The organism is Paenibacillus sp. 37 (assembly GCF_008386395.1).
In the GTDB taxonomy this organism is placed as follows: Bacteria; Bacillota; Bacilli; order Paenibacillales; family Paenibacillaceae; genus Paenibacillus; species Paenibacillus amylolyticus_B.
Genome location: NZ_CP043761.1, coordinates 1,982,214 through 1,998,517 on the forward strand (window position 1 = coordinate 1,982,214; position 16,304 = coordinate 1,998,517).

A 16,304-nucleotide genomic window follows, 5' to 3' on the forward strand; every position below is an offset into this window, starting at 1 on the left:
ATGAAGAACGTACGAACAGGCAAAAAGTGGTGGACAGGGGCTATGGCCCTTGTCCTGGCCTTGCCCGTAATTCTTTCGGGAGCAGTAAGTGCACCACAGACAGTGGATGCCAAAGCAGCAATTAGTACCAAAGTACAGAAAGTAAAAGCAGCAGGACGTAATTTTACCGTACAGACCGTTTCGATTCCAAAGGGAACACCGGTTACTGTCGGACTCGCGAAGAAGCAAGTTGGCCAGACGGCAACATTGCCATCGATCGTGAAAGCCTATGGTGCGCAAGCAGCCATTAACGGAGCATTTTTTGAAGCATATAACGGAGCACCAGATCCATATGGCATGTTAATAGCAAATGGTAAGGTCATACATATTGGAAGATATGGAACATCCATCGGATTTAAGGAAGACGGCTCGGCGATCATGGATTCACTTCAGGTGAGTTTGACAGGTAAAGTAACGGATAAAAAAGGTAAATCACGCAGTTGGTATGCGACTTTTATTAATCGAACCCCTTCAGCGAACGCAAGCATTACGATGCTGTATACGCCTGAACGAGGTGCCACAGTTGGGTTCAAAGGTGGCACTGCGGTTGTCATGGAGAAAGGTATCGTGACCAAAAAAGTGCCCAATACCAATGTAGCGATTCCTAAGAATGGCTCGGTATTGGTCTTCACAGGTAATCAGAAGTCTTCTTCGGACCGTTTTACCGTTGGTTCGACCGTAGAAATGAATTATAAGTATACGAACGCAGCAGGCAAAGAGATCCCTTGGCAAGATGTAGTGACTGCTGTGGGAGCAGGACCCCGTCTGGTGAAAGACGGCAAGGTAGCTGTCAATCCGACGAGCGAAGGTTTCAAGGATGCCAAGATTCTTAATGCTTCTGGAGCCAGAAGTGGTATTGCGATTATGGCGGACGGTTCTGTTATGCTGGCTACCGTTTCCGGAGCAACAATCAAGGAGTGGGCAGCGGTGATGCAGAAGCTTGGTGCCAAACAGGCCATGAATTTGGATGGCGGTGCTTCCTCGGGTATGTATGCCGGGGGCAAAATGCTGACTTCACCAGGCCGGCTCTTGAGTAATACACTCGTATTTGGCGGCTCTGTGCGTTAAAAGAAAGTGATTATGGGAGGTATGATGCCAAATGACACTCACATCGGATCGAAAGCCAGGGGAGGACAATACAGCTGTTCTGGCCATTAATGTAGGACTGCCGCAGCCGCTCCCTGGGCAGAAGCGTGAGGTGCTGAGCGGCATTGTGAAACATCCTGTATCCGGCGCGGTTTTCCTGTCATTCACTGGAATGACAGGGGATGCGCAGGCGGATCTGGTGCATCATGGTGGGCCTGACAAAGCCGTTTGTGTATACGATTACAGTCGTTATCCGGCGCTGGAACAACTGATGGATCGCACGCTGGATTGGGGAGCTTGTGGAGAAAATCTGACAGTTCAAGGCTGTGCCGAAGAAGACGTCCGGATTGGTGATGTGTACGAGTTGGGCGAAGCTACAGTGCAGGTCAGTCAGCCCAGACAACCTTGCTTCAAGCTGGGTGCAAGGTATGACTTTAAGGACCTGCCTGTTTATTTTCAGGAGAGTGGATATACCGGCTTTTACTTTCGTGTACTGCAAGAAGGTGAGGTAGGGCCTTCATCGATATTTCGACGGAACAGCACCGGTCCAGCCTCAATGACGGTTCTTGAAGCCAATCGAATCATGCATCAGGGGAAAGAAAATGTCGAAGGTATTCAGGCGTTGCTGGCCATTCCTGCGCTGTCAGACAGCTGGAGGCAAACGTTAATGAAACGATTGTCCAAGCTGGAGAACAAGTAGCAGGGTAATTATAGTGTCATCAAGTAAAGCAATTCGAATTCCTTTTTAAACTAACTTGGGAGTGTGACTAACATGACGATCTTAGGCGCAATTGAAGCAGGCGGAACCAAATTTGTATGTGGTATTGGCACAGAAAACGGAGAAGTTTTGGAACGCGTAAGTTTTCCAACAACAACACCGGAAGAGACCATGGCTCAAGTGATTTCGTTTTTTGAAGGCAAAGGCATTGAAGCTCTGGGCGTAGGTTCATTTGGTCCGATTGATCCGATTGAAGGAAGCCCAACATATGGATATATCACAACAACACCTAAACCACATTGGGGACAGTATAACGTGATAGGCAAGCTCAAGGAGCATTTTGATGTGCCGATGACATTTGATACGGATGTGAATGGTGCGGCACTTGGAGAAGCAACCTGGGGCGCTGCACAAGGCCTTGAGAGCTGTCTGTATATCACTGTGGGTACAGGTATTGGTGCAGGTGCTGTGGTTGGCGGTAAAATGGTCCATGGATTGTCACATCCAGAGATGGGACATATCATTGTACGCAGACATCCGGAGGATACATACGAGGGTTTCTGTCCGTATCATGGTGACTGCCTCGAAGGCCTTGCAGCAGGACCGGCCATTAACAAACGTTGGGAGCAACCGGCTTATGAACTGCCTGCAGATCATAAAGCTTGGGAGATCGAAGCACATTACCTGGCACATGCACTGATGAATTATGTTCTCATTCTTTCTCCGCAGAAAATCGTCATGGGTGGCGGAGTAATGAAGCAGGAGCACCTGTTCCCGATGGTGCGTAGCAAACTGCAGGAGTTGCTGGCTGGATACGTTCAGCATCCGGCACTTCAATCCGACATTGACCAGTATGTTGTTTCACCAGGACTTGGCGACAATGCAGGGCTGTGTGGTTCGCTGGCGCTTGCCAAGTTGGCATTGAATAAGTAGGTCATTAAGGGATTGACGAATTTTACCATTGTGGTATGATATGGGCAACAGCATAGTACGGTTAATGAGGAAGCACCTCTCTTGCATGGATTTTGCAGGAGGGGTGTTTTTTTTTGCTGCCTATAGGTAGTATCTCTAACTCGTATAAGCTGAATATTCAAAGGGAGGGAACGAAAATGGAAGTCATTTTCATGAACAGATTGTCCAGAATGTCGGATCAGAATGCAGAGTATGCACAGTTATGGATTGGGGAAGAGGAAGATAGTTGGCAGCTGGGATGGAGTCGCTACGAGGAAGGAGAGCGTGAGGACAGCATCTGGTATGAAGGGACTTCTTGGGAGGAGCTGCTTCATATTTACCGTCATCAGCTTGCCATACAGATGAGTGAGGGGTACCGACCGCAGTTGCAGGGGTTATTTCATGAGAATGATGATCTGAAGTCACGCAGTTATGGTGGACAGCGGCTCCATTGTTACAGTGAGTTATACGGCAATGAGCAATTATATACGGATCTGTGCACATGGCGCAGGAAGAGAGCTGTGTCTGACCGGAAGGCACCGTATTTTATTGCAACAAATCGTTTGCTGCGTTTGATCAGTGCCTTTGTTCCGCAATCGCTGGATGAACTGATGCAACTGCCGGGCGTAGGAGAGAGCAAAGCAACTGAGTATGGTACGGAATGGATGGAGATTACAAACGGGTTGGAGCGTTCAACGACATTCCCGCTGGACTGGGTATACACGGCGCTGAAGGAGGAAGAGTATGAGAGTTGGTTATACAAGCAGAGAGAGCAGAAGTATAAGCAGGAACTTGATAAGTTCACCACGCGTAAGCAGGTGCTTGAAGGCATGAAGGAAGGGTATACGTTAGAGGAGATTGTTAATCGATCCGGATTATCCCGACGTGAGTTGGTTGAGCTGTTAGAGGCACTGGATCACGAAGGTTATGACACCGATTGTCTTCTTGATGTGGAGCTGGCAGTGATGCCAGAGAACGAACAAGAGGCCGTATGGAGTGCGTATGAGGAGCTGGGAGATACGTTCCTGAAGCCAGTATTACATAAGGTGTATGGAGGAGAGAAACCCGATGGAGGAAGTCTGGAGCAGGTCTATGAAAGACTGCGCATGATTCGAATTCGCTTCCGTCGGCACGCAGAGACAGAGAAGAATGTTGGTTAATGATCAGAAATGAAAAAAGACGAGGCGTTTCTCCCGGAGGAGCGCTTCGTCTTTTTTCATTTCATACGAGTTCATACCCAGTCTTTCTTGCGGAAAATGAAGAACATGCTCAGGCCCAGTGTAACCATCAGGCCAATTACAACAAAATAGCTGTATTTCCAGTTAAGCTCTGGCATATTCGTAAAGTTCATGCCGTATATACCGGTAATGACCGTCAGCGGCATGAAGACCGTGGTAATGGCGGTAAATACACGCATGATCTCATTCGCCCGGTTCGCAATACTGGATTGGTAGGCTTCTCGCAAGTTGCCCATCAGGTCGCGATAAGTCTCAAAGGTTTCAGATATTTTTACAGCATTCTCATAGATGTCACTGAAATACTTTTGCAGTTGATCATCGATGAGACGCAGATCTTTTTTGTTCAGGGTGTTGATGACCTCTTTCTGAGGTCCAAGGACTTTTTTCAGCCACAGAATCTCACTGCGCAGCCCGATGATTTCATTCAGATGTGACTTTTTGGTGTGCATCAGAATGTCTTCCTCAAGCTTCTCGATCCGTGCTTCAATTCGGTCACCTACGGTGAAATAATTATCAACAATCAAGTCAACCAGCAAATACAGCAGACGATCCGGTGTGCTGATTTCCTGTTCCCACAGGATGGGTTTCAGTGTGCGCAATTCGCTGACCTTTTGCTTGGTAACACTAATAATGAAATGTCTGCCGAGGAATAAGTTCACCGCACGTAGAAATATCTCTTCATCATCGAAACGGATGCTATTAATCACAATAAAATAATGGTTCTCATAAATTTCAATCTTCGGACGTTGTTCTTCGTCACTAAGACAGTCTTCCACAGCCAGATCATGCATCAAGAACAGCGGCTGAAGTACCGCCAAATCGTCTACGTCTGCATCAATCCAGTAAAATCCTTCCGCTGGTGGAGTCAGCGCCTGCTGAATGTCGTCCACCGGAATAAATACACCGTTGTTTACCAACCGGATTTTCATCGTTAATCTACTCCTTCTGCACCCGCCAACTTGGCGGATATTATCATTATGGGCGCAAAAAGAACAAATCAGCCGGTCGGCAGCGGAGCCTGGAGATCAGGGCTGCGTTCACTATAAAATCAAACGGAAGTCACGTCCCGCTGCCGGCATGCTGATGTCAATTCTCTATGCAGTTTGTCGGAATTCGGCTGCCAGTCAGGCCTCGGGTCGCCATCCATTTAATATGTCACCTCTCACATAAGGGTTTATAACACCTTGTTTAGTATACCGCTGGTACAAGGTGCTTTCAAGCGCAAAAATGTGTCTATTTCGCGCCCTGAGGCAGTGTATGACAACGGATGATGAACGGTTCCGATCTGGGAAGCAGACATCGAACTGCATCTTGACGTGAGGGCATTAATGTAATAAAGTAGACGGTGAACCATATTAAATTACAATCTAATACAGCGAAATCTTATCAAGAGTAGGTGGAGGGACTGGCCCGATGAAACCCGGCAACCGGCGGTATACCGCACGGTGCTAATTCTTGCAGCGACTAAGTGTCAAGTGGCACTGTTGTAACTGAGAGATGAGAGAGGCGCATATCTATTTTACATATGACCTTTCTCGAAATCCGAGGAAGGTCTTTGTCATATGCCCCGACTTCTCAGCAGTGATTTTCGCTAAGGAACTTGAGGTTGTTTGTAACGTTGGATGAAAGAACAATTCAATGTTTTTACAAGCTCAAGGCAGTCTATAACTGTATTGATGTGAAGACATCAAGCCAGGGGTGGCTGCATCTATCTATGCACAAGGAGGAGTTAGATTTACTATGCCAATCAAAATACCTGATACTCTACCAGCAAAAGAAGTACTTGAAGGAGAGAATATCTTCGTCATGGATGAAACTTCTGCATATCAGCAGGATATTCGTCCACTCCGTATCGCTATATTAAACCTGATGCCCACAAAGGAAACGACCGAAACACAATTGCTTCGTCTGGTGGGAAACACGCCTATTCAGGTGGATGTCGTTCTCGTACATCCCAAATCCCATACGTCGAAGAATACGTCTCAGGAGTATTTGGATCTGTTCTATAAAACCTTCGATGAGATTGAGCACCGCCGTTTCGATGGAATGATTATTACGGGTGCCCCGGTGGAACAGATGGATTTCGAAGACGTGAACTATTGGAATGAAATCCAGGAGATCTTCGAATGGACCAAAACCAATGTGACTTCAACCCTCCACATATGTTGGGCTTCCCAGGCAGGTTTATACCATCATTTTGACGTACCCAAGGTTGCACTTGATGAAAAGTGTTTTGGCGTTTTCCCACATACCATTAATAAACCACATGTTCCGTTGTTGCGTGGATTCGATGAAGTATTCAACGTTCCACATTCCCGTCATACGGAAGTGAGACGCGAAGATATTGAAAAGAATGAGAATTTAGAGATTTTGGCTGAATCCGAGGAAGCGGGGATCTTCCTGGTTGCTACCAAAGACGGCAAACAGATTTTTGCCACAGGACATGCCGAGTATGACCCGTTCTCATTAAAGTGGGAGTATGACCGGGATGCAGCCAAAGGGTTGGATATCGCATTGCCTAGACATTATTATCCGAATGACGACCCTTCCCGTGTGCCACCGGCTACTTGGCGCGCTCATGCCAACTTATTATTCTCTAACTGGCTCAATTACTATGTGTATCAAGAAACACCTTATGATATTGGTCCGCAAATCTAATCGAGATTACAGGAGGATGCAGCAATGGAAGACAACAACAAGTTGAAAATCGAAAGCCGCTTAGCACAAATTGGGTCCATCAATGAACCGGTAACAGGCGCCATTAACTTTCCGATCTATCAATCCACTGCGTTTCGCCACCCGAAGCTTGGACAAAGCACGGGGTTTGATTATATTCGTACGACTAATCCAACCCGTAAAGTATTGGAAGAAGCCGCTGCAGCGCTGGAGTCCGGTGATGCAGGGTTTGCCTGTAGCTCGGGAATGGCCGCGCTGCAAACGATTTTTGCCATGTTTGGTCAAGGGGATCATCTGATTGTATCGCTGGATCTGTATGGTGGAACCTATCGTCTGCTGGAACGTATTCTGTCCCGTTTCGGCGTAACTGCAAGTTATGTGGACACGAATGACCTTGCAGCACTGGAGAAGGTTCGTCAGCCGAATACCAAAGCGGTATTTATTGAGACACCAACCAATCCACTGATGATGATCACCGATGTGGAAGCCGTTGCTTCCTGGGCGAAAAGTTACAACCTGTTGACCATTGTTGACAACACGTTGTTGACTCCATTTTTCCAACGTCCGATTGAACTGGGTGCCGATATCATCATTCATAGCGCTACCAAATATCTGGGTGGACACAATGATGTGCTCGCTGGACTAATTATTACCAAAGGTGAAGCGTTATCTGCAGAGATGGCGTTCTTGCATAATTCCATTGGAGCGGTATTGTCTCCAAGTGACTCCTACCAGTTGATGAAAGGGATGAAAACGCTGGCTCTTCGCATGGAGCGTCATGAGCACAATGCACTTACTATTGCTAAATACTTGCTTGAGCACCCAGCGGTGGTTGAAGTGTATCATCCAGGCCTATCCGATCATCCGGGGTATGAAATACAGAATAAACAATCCACCGGTAACACAGGTATCTTCTCTTTCAAAGTGAAGGATGCACGTTATGTTGAACCGTTGCTGCGTCATATCAAACTCATTGCTTTTGCCGAAAGTCTCGGCGGAGTTGAATCACTCATGACTTATCCCGCAGTACAGACTCATGCAGATATTCCGCTTGAAATTCGTGAAGCCGTAGGTGTGGATGACCGTCTGCTCCGGTTCTCCGTAGGCATTGAACATGCAGATGATCTGATTGCAGATCTCGGCAATGCTCTGACAGTTGCACAACAGGAAGTGGAAGGAGGCGTGCACTCATGAGTGAGTCCAACAACAAACCCAATTCCGAGTTAAAATTTGATACCAAGTTGCTCCATTTTGGCGATGAAATTGACAAAACGACTGGAGCATCGAGTGTACCGATCTACCAAGCATCAACATTCCATCATTTTGATATCTTCAATCCGCCTCAACATGATTACAGTCGTTCGGGTAATCCGACACGTCAGGCTTTGGAAGATTACATCACATTGCTGGAGGGCGGGGCACGAGGTTTTGCCTATTCTTCAGGGATGGCTGCGATCTCAAGCGTGTTCATGATGTTCTCCGCAGGGGACCACATGATTGTAACGGAAGATGTATATGGAGGTACGTATCGTTTGCTTACTTCCATATTAAGCCGTATGCAGATCGAGACAACCTTTGTAGACATGACCAATATAGATGAAGTAAAAGCGGCACTCAAACCAAACACCAAGGCAGTTTATATGGAGACACCGTCCAACCCTACACTGCGAATTACGGATATCGCTGCTGTAACTGACTGGTCGAAGGAACATGACCTGATCACGATTCTGGACAACACCTTTATGACACCGTACTATCAGCGTCCAATTGAGCTTGGTGTGGACATCGTCGTACATAGTGCTACGAAGTTTCTCGGAGGTCACAGTGATGTACTGGCAGGGTTAGCGGTTGCTCGCACGGAATCACTTGGTGTACAACTGAAACAGTTGCAAAATGGACTTGGAACTGTACTCGGGGCACAAGAATCCTGGCTTCTGATGCGCGGTATGAAAACCTTAGGGGCTCGCATGGCTCATAGTGAACGGAGCACAGCCAAACTGGCGGCATGGCTTAATCAGCGCAGTGATATTACCGCTGTCTTTTATCCTGGACTGGAGGATCATCCGGGCCGTGAGGCACATGAGCGCCAGTCCACAGGATATGGAGCTGTCGTTTCATTTGACGTCGGTTCAGGCGATCGTGCAAAAGCAGTTCTTAACCGGGTGAAGCTCCCCATTGTTGCAGTAAGCCTGGGAGCTGTGGAGAGTATTCTTTCCTACCCAGCGATGATGTCTCATGCGGCAATGCCGGCTGACGTTCGCCGTGACCGTGGCATTACAGATGGGTTGCTGCGCTTCTCGGTAGGTCTGGAAGATATCGAAGATCTGATTGTAGATTTGGAACAAGCACTTCAGGAATCCTAACAAAAGTGGATGCCCGAATACGCCGATGCGTATCACTTAATCTCGAACTAATTCTTTTCCATATGTAAAAATTTTTACTTATTTTTAAAGCACCTGTACATAAGGTGCTTTTTTTCACATGTAACCTGTGTTACGATATGTGGAGTACAGAAATACGATGTTGCCACCAGAACTTGCTTCTCTTGAACAAGTTGGGACGGATCGTTATATAATTTCTCTTCATGAGGGAGGCTTTTTTACGATGAGTACGGTAGACCGTATCTTAGATAAAGCCCTTCGGGGCGAACGTTTGGACTTGGAAGACACGATTCAGCTATTTGAATCCAATGAAGTGGACAAAATCGGGGCAGCTGCTAATGTCATTATGAAACGCATGCACCCTGAACCATACAGAACATTTGTAATTGGGCGTAACGTCAACTACACAAACGTGTGTGATGTGTACTGCCGTTTTTGTGCTTTCTACCGCAGACCTGGTTCGGATGAAGGTTATGTGCTTCCGGACGAAGTGATTTTCCAGAAGATTCAGGAAACTGAAGATGTGAATGGTACCGAAATTTTGATGCAAGGTGGAACGAATCCAAACTTGCCTTTCAGCTATTATACAGACCTGTTGAAAGCCATCAAAGAGCGTTTCCCAAACATCACGATGCACTCTTTCTCCCCAGCGGAGATTATGAAAATGGTTGAAGTATCCGATGGCCTTACATTGGAAGAAGTTGTTCGTGCCATTCACGAAGCTGGACTGGATTCCTTGCCTGGCGGCGGCGCTGAAATTCTGGATGACCGCACACGTCGGAAGATCAGCCGTTTGAAAGGTTCTTGGCGGGATTGGATGGACGTTATGCAAACTGCACACCGCATCGGTATGAACACCACGGCAACGATGGTTATCGGACTTGGTGAATCGATGGAAGAGCGTGCATTACACTTGCTCCGTGTACGTGAGGCTCAGGATGAATGTATTGCGAACAAGTATGACTCCGAAGGTTTCTTGGCATTCATTCCTTGGACTTTCCAGCCAGACAATACCAACCTTAAGCTGGAGCGTCAGACTCCGGAAGAGTACTTGAAGACTGTAGCTATTAGCCGACTGGTGCTGGATAATATCAAGAACATGCAATCCTCTTGGGTAACGATGGGTCCTGAGATCGGTAAGAAGTCGCTTGAATTTGGCTGTAATGACTTCGGTAGCACGATGATTGAAGAGAACGTTGTATCTGCTGCTGGTGCAACTTACAAAGTTAACATCGAATCGATTCTGCGTTTAATTCGGGAGTCCGGTTATATCCCGGCACAACGTAATACCCGATATGACATCGTGCGTATGTTCGATGAAGAGAATGCCGTACATGAAGATTTCGTAATGCAGAACTAATCCTGATTATTTGAATACTACTCCCATAAATGCTGATCGTTAGATAAGTATTTATGAAGCCAAGCCCGCTGACTACTCCGTTTGGAGAGACGGCGGGCTTTTTGATTTCTTTCTGCGGTTCGAGGTCATCAAACAGTACATGTTACGCAATTGGCGATATTTTATATTGAAATTGAACTGTTACAATGAAAGGGAACTTGTGTAGTCAGACACGCTGGAAGGGGTTAAACCGATGAAGAGAAGAATACTTGGCAAGACGGAACTGGACGTACCTGTATTGAGCTTTGGAGCATCCTCACTCGGTTCTGTATTTCGTGACATTGACCGGGACGAAGGGATTCGCACTGTACATGCGGCCGTAGATGCAGGGATGAATTACATAGACGTTTCGCCTTACTACGGGCTGACAAAGGCGGAGACAGTGTTGGGTGAGGCCATTCGCAGCTTGCCGCGCAGTTCATATATGTTATCAACCAAAGCCGGACGGTATGGGGAAAATGAGTTTGATTTCTCACGTCAGCGAATTCTGAATAGTGTGCAAGAGAGCCTGGATCGACTGCATACAGACTATATCGACATTCTGTTCCTGCATGATATTGAATTTGTGCCAGCAGAGATTATTATCGAAGTAGCTTTTCCAACGTTGCTGCGTCTGAAAGAGCAGGGAGTTATACGACATGCGGGCATTTGTGGATTACCCTTACCGTTGTTCGAGAAGGTTCTGCCACAGATCGATGCAGATGCGATCATCTCGTATTGTCATTATTCATTGAATGATACCTCATTATTATCGTTATTGCCCCTGTTGGAAAAAAAAGAAATTGGCCTCGTCAATGCTTCACCTCTTTCTATGGGCTTGTTGAGTACCCGAGGGGCTCCTGCCTGGCATCCGGCAGATGATCGGGTGAAACAGCTCTGCTTGAAGGCTGCCCGCTTCTGTGCAGAACAAGGCAGTGACATTGCCAAGCTGGCCGTGCAATTCTCTACGTCGAATGAACGAATTCCAACAACACTGGTGAGCAGTGCCAGCCAGCGCAATATCCTCAATAATGCAGCCTGGGTAGAGGAACCGATCGATCAGAGCTTGCTGGATGAAGTGCTGCGCATTCTGGCCCCATTGCATAACGAGACGTGGTCAAGCGGACGACCTGAATATAATACGAAGCCAAGCAACACGTCAGCAGAAGCATCCAAGGGGGAACAACGATGAGAGCCATTGTATGTGAAGAAATAGATCAATTGAAACTCCAGGACCTGCCTCAACCGGAACGAGCAGAAGGAGAGGCGTTGGTTGCCATTCGGCGGATTGGGATCTGTGGAACGGATCTGCATGCGTACAAAGGCAACCAACCTTTCTTTACCTATCCTCGTGTTCTGGGTCATGAACTGGCGGCTGTTATTGAAGAAATCGGTCCGAACGAGGCAGGATTAAAGCCTGGGGATCAGGTAAGTATTATTCCGTATCTGCACTGCGGGCACTGTATTGCATGTCGCAGTGGAAAAACCAATTGTTGTGCGTCCATGCAAGTCATGGGTGTGCACGTAGACGGAGGCATGAGAGAAAAAATCAGTGTTCCTGTCTCACATCTGCTCTCAGCAGAAGGTTTGACGCTGGATGAAACGGCAATGGTAGAACCATTAAGCATTGGAGCCCATGCCGTCAGAAGAGCAGGAATCAAGCCTGGTGAGCATGTGGTTGTGATTGGAGCTGGCCCCATTGGACTTGGCGTGATGGCATTTGCCAAACAGGCGGGGGCACGTGTTATTGCCGTTGATCGTAATCTGGACAGGCTGGAGCTTAGCCGGACTTGGGCTGGAGCGGATGACTTGGTTCAGGCTAATGAACATTCTGTACAACAAGTGGCTGAAATCACGGGAGGTGACTATGCTACGGCTGTCTTCGATGCAACCGGTAACGTGAATTCCATGAATGAGGCCATTCAATATGTTGCGCATAGTGGTCAACTCATTTTTGTTGGACTGGTGAAAGCGGATATTACCTTTCATGATCCTGAGTTTCACAAGCGGGAGATGAGCATCCTGGGCAGTCGAAACGCAACCCGTGAAGATTTTGAACAGGTCCTGTCAATCTTGCGTCAAAAGAAATTAAGTATGGATGGATATATCACACACCGCGTGGAATTTGATGAGTTACCTACTGCAATAGACCAATGGCTATTGCCAGATTCACATGTAGTCAAAGCCATCGTTGAACTATAAACACAAGTAAATCGGATAACAAAAAAACGCTCTCTGACCTTGGTGGACAATACCATCCATCCATAGGGGAAGAGAGCGTTTTTTTATTTTTCCGGATTTGTCACAATACCCGCATGTGGATCAATGTGACGCACAATGGACTTCAACCAGATCATCTCCAGCACATGTACCTCATAATAAAGTGCACCCGGGATTTGCCTGATCCATCCTTCCGCCATCGCGAGTTGTGTTGATTCAGAAGTGGCTTTCAGCGTTCTAGGTTCACGGCGCAGCCGTTTGCGTACAGCTTTTTCAACTTGAGAGCTTTGTGTGGTCAAAATGCATACTTTGCGTTTGGAAGAGAAGCCCCTGAACGCAATGTACACCATTTCATAAGCAATAAGGTAGGCGATTACGGAATACATCGCTTGGTCCCAGCCAAAGACAACACCAGCGGCTGTCAGTATCAACAAGTTAAGCAGCATGATTATTTTTTCGATAAGCATCCGTTTTCCGCTAAATACACGTTCAGGTGGGCGGGAAGACGGATCACCGATTTCCAGCGTATCCAGTGTCCCGCCATACCGCACGACGAGTCCAATTCCGAGTCCGAGGCATAATCCGCCAAACATGGCGGCAGCCAGCGGATGCTCTACAAGTGGCGGCATGGGATGAAGCACAATGGCACCGATCGAAAAGACAACCAGACCCAGAACAGTAACCAGTACAAATTTCTTCTGCACAATCTTGTAAGACAGAAATATAAACGGAACATTGAATAAAAATAGGAACAAACCAATCCTCATTTCGGTCCAGTGGGCGAAGAGTGAGGAAATGCCTGTAATGCCTCCAATAATAATTTTATTGGGGTGTAAGAACAATTCAAGTCCCACGGAGGCCAGAATTCCGCCCGCAATAACGAGAAACAGGTTTAACCAGCGGCGGGTAGACGATATCCTGGTCTTGGCGGTGTTTGGCACCGGATTAGCCGATATCAGAGGTGCTTTCATAGGTCATCCTCCTTAGTGCGGCTTTCGAGCCATTCTCCCTGGGTTAGTCACAGAAAGATCGGCGTAGAGCCGCGAAGTACGTTAGTATGTCTGTTCTGTACAGACATAGGAGTTATCCTTCTTTCTGCAGAACCTTAGGTTCTTCTTTCTTTTTCCGAGGATCTTTGAACTTGAATATTTTATCCAATAAACGGAATACATGTTTGGACTCTTTGGTTAATAAAGGACCCAGAATGGCCAGAATTAGGACATACAGCGCGGCAAATGGCTGAATCATTGGCAACAGTCCTCCGGCTTTACCCATGTTGGCCAAGATGATGGAAAACTCACCCCGTGACACAATGGTTAATCCGATATTGGCCGATGCTTTGGGTGATAGTCCTGCACTGCGCCCGGCCAGCATACCCGCCAGGAAGTTACCGAACAATGTAATAACAACTGCAATCAGAGCTAACCATACGGCTTCGCCACCCAAGGACAACGGATCAATGGACAATCCAAAGCTGAAGAAGAAGATTGCTCCGAAGAAGTCACGGAACGGTAGAATCAAGTGCTCAATCCGTTTTGCATGTTCTGTTTCAGCAAGCACCAGACCAACCAGTAATGCACCAATCGCTTCGGCAACATGAATAGTTTCAGAGAAACCAGCTACCAGGAACAAGGCTCCGAATACAACGAGAGAGAATAGCTCATTCGAGCGAATTTTAAGCAATTTGTTTAGTAGCGGTGTTGCTTTGCGTCCAAGGATAATCACGATAAGCATGAATCCGAGGGCAATAAGTGCAGACATGATGACGCCTCCGATGGAGGATGAATCACTAAGCACAAGTCCGGACAAGATCGAGATATATACAGCGAGGAATACATCTTCGAACATAATAATACCCAATATCATCTCTGTTTCCGGATTGGCCGTTCGTTTCAAATCAACGAGTACCTTGGCCACAATGGCACTGGAAGAGATAGTAGTTATACCTGCGATAATAAGTGCTTCTGCAACTGGGAAACCGGACACAAAACCGAATATTAATCCCAGCGTAAAGTTAATGCCGATGTAGATCGAGCCGCCAACTGCAATAGAGCGACCCGATTTAATTAAACGACCTACCGAGAATTCAAGTCCAAGGTAGAAGAGAAGGAACAGGATACCGATCCGACCCATAAATTCAATAAAAGGCTGACTCTCAATAAAACGGAAGTCCAGATGCCAGATTTTCATGGCATGTGGCCCCACGGCCATCCCGATCAGAATATAAAATGGAACGACCGAAAATCTTAGTTTTGCCGATAAAAGGCCGGCTGCTGCAATGAGAACAAGGGCCAGACCTACTTCGAATATCAAATGATCCATCTATTTACCCCCTTCCAGTCAGGAGGAGGGATTTAAACAGTTTCTGCTGATTGCGTTCGCCAACGGCTACCACCGTGGATTCTGCACTGATAACTACCTCCGGACCTGGGCTGATATGTTTTTTGTGATTTTTCTCTACAACGGCGATAACCGTTGCCCCAGAGTTTTGACGTACGTCCAATTCACCGATGGATTTACCGATACTTCCGAAGGAGGGTTCGATTTTGTACCACTCGATAATCAGGTCGTCAAACGTTACTTCAATATTTTCAAGCTGCTTTGGTTTGTAAGTTAATCCGCCAACAATAGCAGCAATCTGTCGTGCTTCGTAATCGTCAAGTGTGATCATCGAGATGCTTTGATCGGGATCATCATACTCGAAGTGGTACATTTCCCGGCGACCGTCATCGTGAATAATAATGACAATTTTATCACCGCTGCTTGTTTCAATCTGAAATTTTTTGCCGATTCCCGGCAAGTCTGTTTCGCGTACATCCATGGATTGTTGCCTCCTTATAATTAGGGGCTGGCCACAGAAGACAGGCTTATTTCCCGAAAATGATTAATCTGCTGCTCAAGGGAACATCAAAAGATGCGGGTAAACAGAGCCAGAAATTCCTGACACAGCCATATGATTTGAATTTGTCGGTGTGGGTACAACAAAAATAGGTACTGTTATAAACATGGGTTTATCTAACGTTGCTAAAAGGGTTATAAGTTATGCACAAGCACACCGTCTTTAAATACAGAGGTGTCTCCATGCAAAAGCAACCCGTAAATACGTCGCAACGGCTAGTGAAGAGCGTTCACGTACTTAGGTGCTATAGGGGTGAGGGATACATACATGCTGGTAAACTTAATAGGTAGCAGAAATAATTTGCGTTTAAACAGACAATACCACGGTTTAAAGGACAGACCCGTTGTAGGGATTCGCAGCATCAATAACAATGCGAGGACAAGAAAGACAGGCTTATTATGCGTAACCGCAATCAGCTTGGACATGACTTGTGGGTATTTGCGAATGACAGATTTCTGCTGGGATTCGGGTATTTGCAACAGCACTTCCTTGTTGGAAGTTGCTTCTACAGACACCCCAACGGCAGATTCGGTCTGCATTGGAATAGGGAAGCACAAGGCTTGGAAAACGCACAAAATGATAATGATAGTGTAGTGGAGTATTCTAGGTTGTTGTCTCATTTTGGCTTCCCTCCTTTCCCGTGAAACATACTGTTATTAAAATAATAACACATTTTTGTCTTAACTCCAAACCTCATCATAATATACTGAGAAATCAT

15 protein-coding genes and 1 riboswitch are annotated in these 16,304 nt (G+C 46.7%); of the genes, 10 read left to right on the top strand and 5 right to left on the bottom strand.

Annotated elements, in window-relative coordinates; translation table 11 throughout:
- The 4 genes from F0220_RS09040 to F0220_RS09055 all read left to right on the top strand — a co-directional run bounded on the left by F0220_RS09040 (nucleotide 1) and on the right by F0220_RS09055 (nucleotide 3,954).
- Entirely contained in the window at nucleotides 1-1,107 is a 1,107-nt protein-coding gene (locus F0220_RS09040; protein WP_197997846.1) for a phosphodiester glycosidase family protein, read from the top strand.
- A gap of 31 nt (nucleotides 1,108-1,138) precedes the next feature.
- Nucleotides 1,139-1,825, top strand: coding sequence for an MOSC domain-containing protein (locus tag F0220_RS09045; protein WP_149846482.1), 687 nt, complete (start codon nucleotides 1,139-1,141; stop codon nucleotides 1,823-1,825).
- Between the two features lie 72 nt (nucleotides 1,826-1,897).
- Entirely contained in the window at nucleotides 1,898-2,776 is an 879-nt protein-coding gene (locus F0220_RS09050; protein WP_047842269.1) for an ROK family protein, read from the top strand.
- A gap of 176 nt (nucleotides 2,777-2,952) precedes the next feature.
- Nucleotides 2,953-3,954, top strand: a complete 1,002-nt coding sequence (locus tag F0220_RS09055; RefSeq protein WP_047844208.1) for an HRDC domain-containing protein — start codon at nucleotides 2,953-2,955, stop codon at nucleotides 3,952-3,954.
- Between the two features lie 71 nt (nucleotides 3,955-4,025).
- Here F0220_RS09055 and corA read toward each other — a convergent pair whose 3' ends face one another.
- Complete coding sequence (gene corA / locus F0220_RS09060; RefSeq protein ID WP_062833460.1) at nucleotides 4,026-4,961, bottom strand: magnesium/cobalt transporter CorA; 936 nt, start codon at nucleotides 4,959-4,961, stop codon at nucleotides 4,026-4,028.
- Nucleotides 4,962-5,412: 451 nt separating this feature from the next.
- Nucleotides 5,413-5,536, top strand: a riboswitch (SAM riboswitch).
- Between the two features lie 236 nt (nucleotides 5,537-5,772).
- Here corA and metA point away from each other — a divergent pair.
- The 6 genes from metA (at nucleotide 5,773) to F0220_RS09090 (ending at nucleotide 12,669) form a co-directional block, all read left to right on the top strand.
- On the top strand, nucleotides 5,773-6,690 hold the full coding sequence (metA, locus tag F0220_RS09065; protein ID WP_036610071.1) for a homoserine O-acetyltransferase MetA: 918 nt from the start codon (nucleotides 5,773-5,775) through the stop codon (nucleotides 6,688-6,690).
- A gap of 24 nt (nucleotides 6,691-6,714) precedes the next feature.
- On the top strand, nucleotides 6,715-7,902 hold the full coding sequence (locus F0220_RS09070) for a PLP-dependent transferase (protein WP_105597999.1): 1,188 nt from the start codon (nucleotides 6,715-6,717) through the stop codon (nucleotides 7,900-7,902).
- Nucleotides 7,899-9,071 (top strand): trans-sulfuration enzyme family protein, encoded by a 1,173-nt coding sequence (locus F0220_RS09075; protein ID WP_105598000.1) that lies wholly within the window; start codon nucleotides 7,899-7,901, stop codon nucleotides 9,069-9,071. Before F0220_RS09070 ends, F0220_RS09075 begins: the two co-directional genes overlap by 4 nt.
- A gap of 241 nt (nucleotides 9,072-9,312) precedes the next feature.
- Nucleotides 9,313-10,449: a cyclic dehypoxanthinyl futalosine synthase gene (gene mqnC, locus F0220_RS09080; protein ID WP_105598448.1), complete on the top strand. Its 1,137-nt coding sequence runs from the start codon at nucleotides 9,313-9,315 to the stop codon at nucleotides 10,447-10,449.
- Between the two features lie 232 nt (nucleotides 10,450-10,681).
- Nucleotides 10,682-11,659, top strand: a complete 978-nt coding sequence (locus tag F0220_RS09085; protein ID WP_105598001.1) for an aldo/keto reductase — start codon at nucleotides 10,682-10,684, stop codon at nucleotides 11,657-11,659.
- Nucleotides 11,656-12,669 carry a zinc-binding alcohol dehydrogenase family protein gene (locus F0220_RS09090; RefSeq protein ID WP_105598002.1) on the top strand — a complete coding sequence of 338 codons (1,014 nt, stop codon included), beginning with the start codon at nucleotides 11,656-11,658 and terminating at the stop codon, nucleotides 12,667-12,669. Before F0220_RS09085 ends, F0220_RS09090 begins: the two co-directional genes overlap by 4 nt.
- Before the next feature lie 83 nt (nucleotides 12,670-12,752).
- Here the strand turns inward: F0220_RS09090 and F0220_RS09095 are convergent, their stop codons facing one another.
- From F0220_RS09095 to F0220_RS09110, 4 genes are all read right to left on the bottom strand, one after another.
- Entirely contained in the window at nucleotides 12,753-13,658 is a 906-nt protein-coding gene (locus tag F0220_RS09095) for a YitT family protein (protein ID WP_105598003.1), read from the bottom strand.
- Nucleotides 13,659-13,770: 112 nt separating this feature from the next.
- The gene (locus F0220_RS09100; RefSeq protein ID WP_091014701.1) at nucleotides 13,771-15,009 is read right to left on the bottom strand and encodes a cation:proton antiporter; all 1,239 of its coding nucleotides are present in this window, start codon (nucleotides 15,007-15,009) and stop codon (nucleotides 13,771-13,773) included.
- A 4-nt stretch (nucleotides 15,010-15,013) separates the two neighbouring features.
- Entirely contained in the window at nucleotides 15,014-15,508 is a 495-nt protein-coding gene (locus tag F0220_RS09105; protein WP_036610059.1) for a cation:proton antiporter regulatory subunit, read from the bottom strand.
- A 293-nt stretch (nucleotides 15,509-15,801) separates the two neighbouring features.
- The gene (locus tag F0220_RS09110) at nucleotides 15,802-16,206 is read right to left on the bottom strand and encodes a hypothetical protein (RefSeq protein WP_091014699.1); all 405 of its coding nucleotides are present in this window, start codon (nucleotides 16,204-16,206) and stop codon (nucleotides 15,802-15,804) included.
- Nucleotides 16,207-16,304 lie beyond the last annotated feature (98 nt).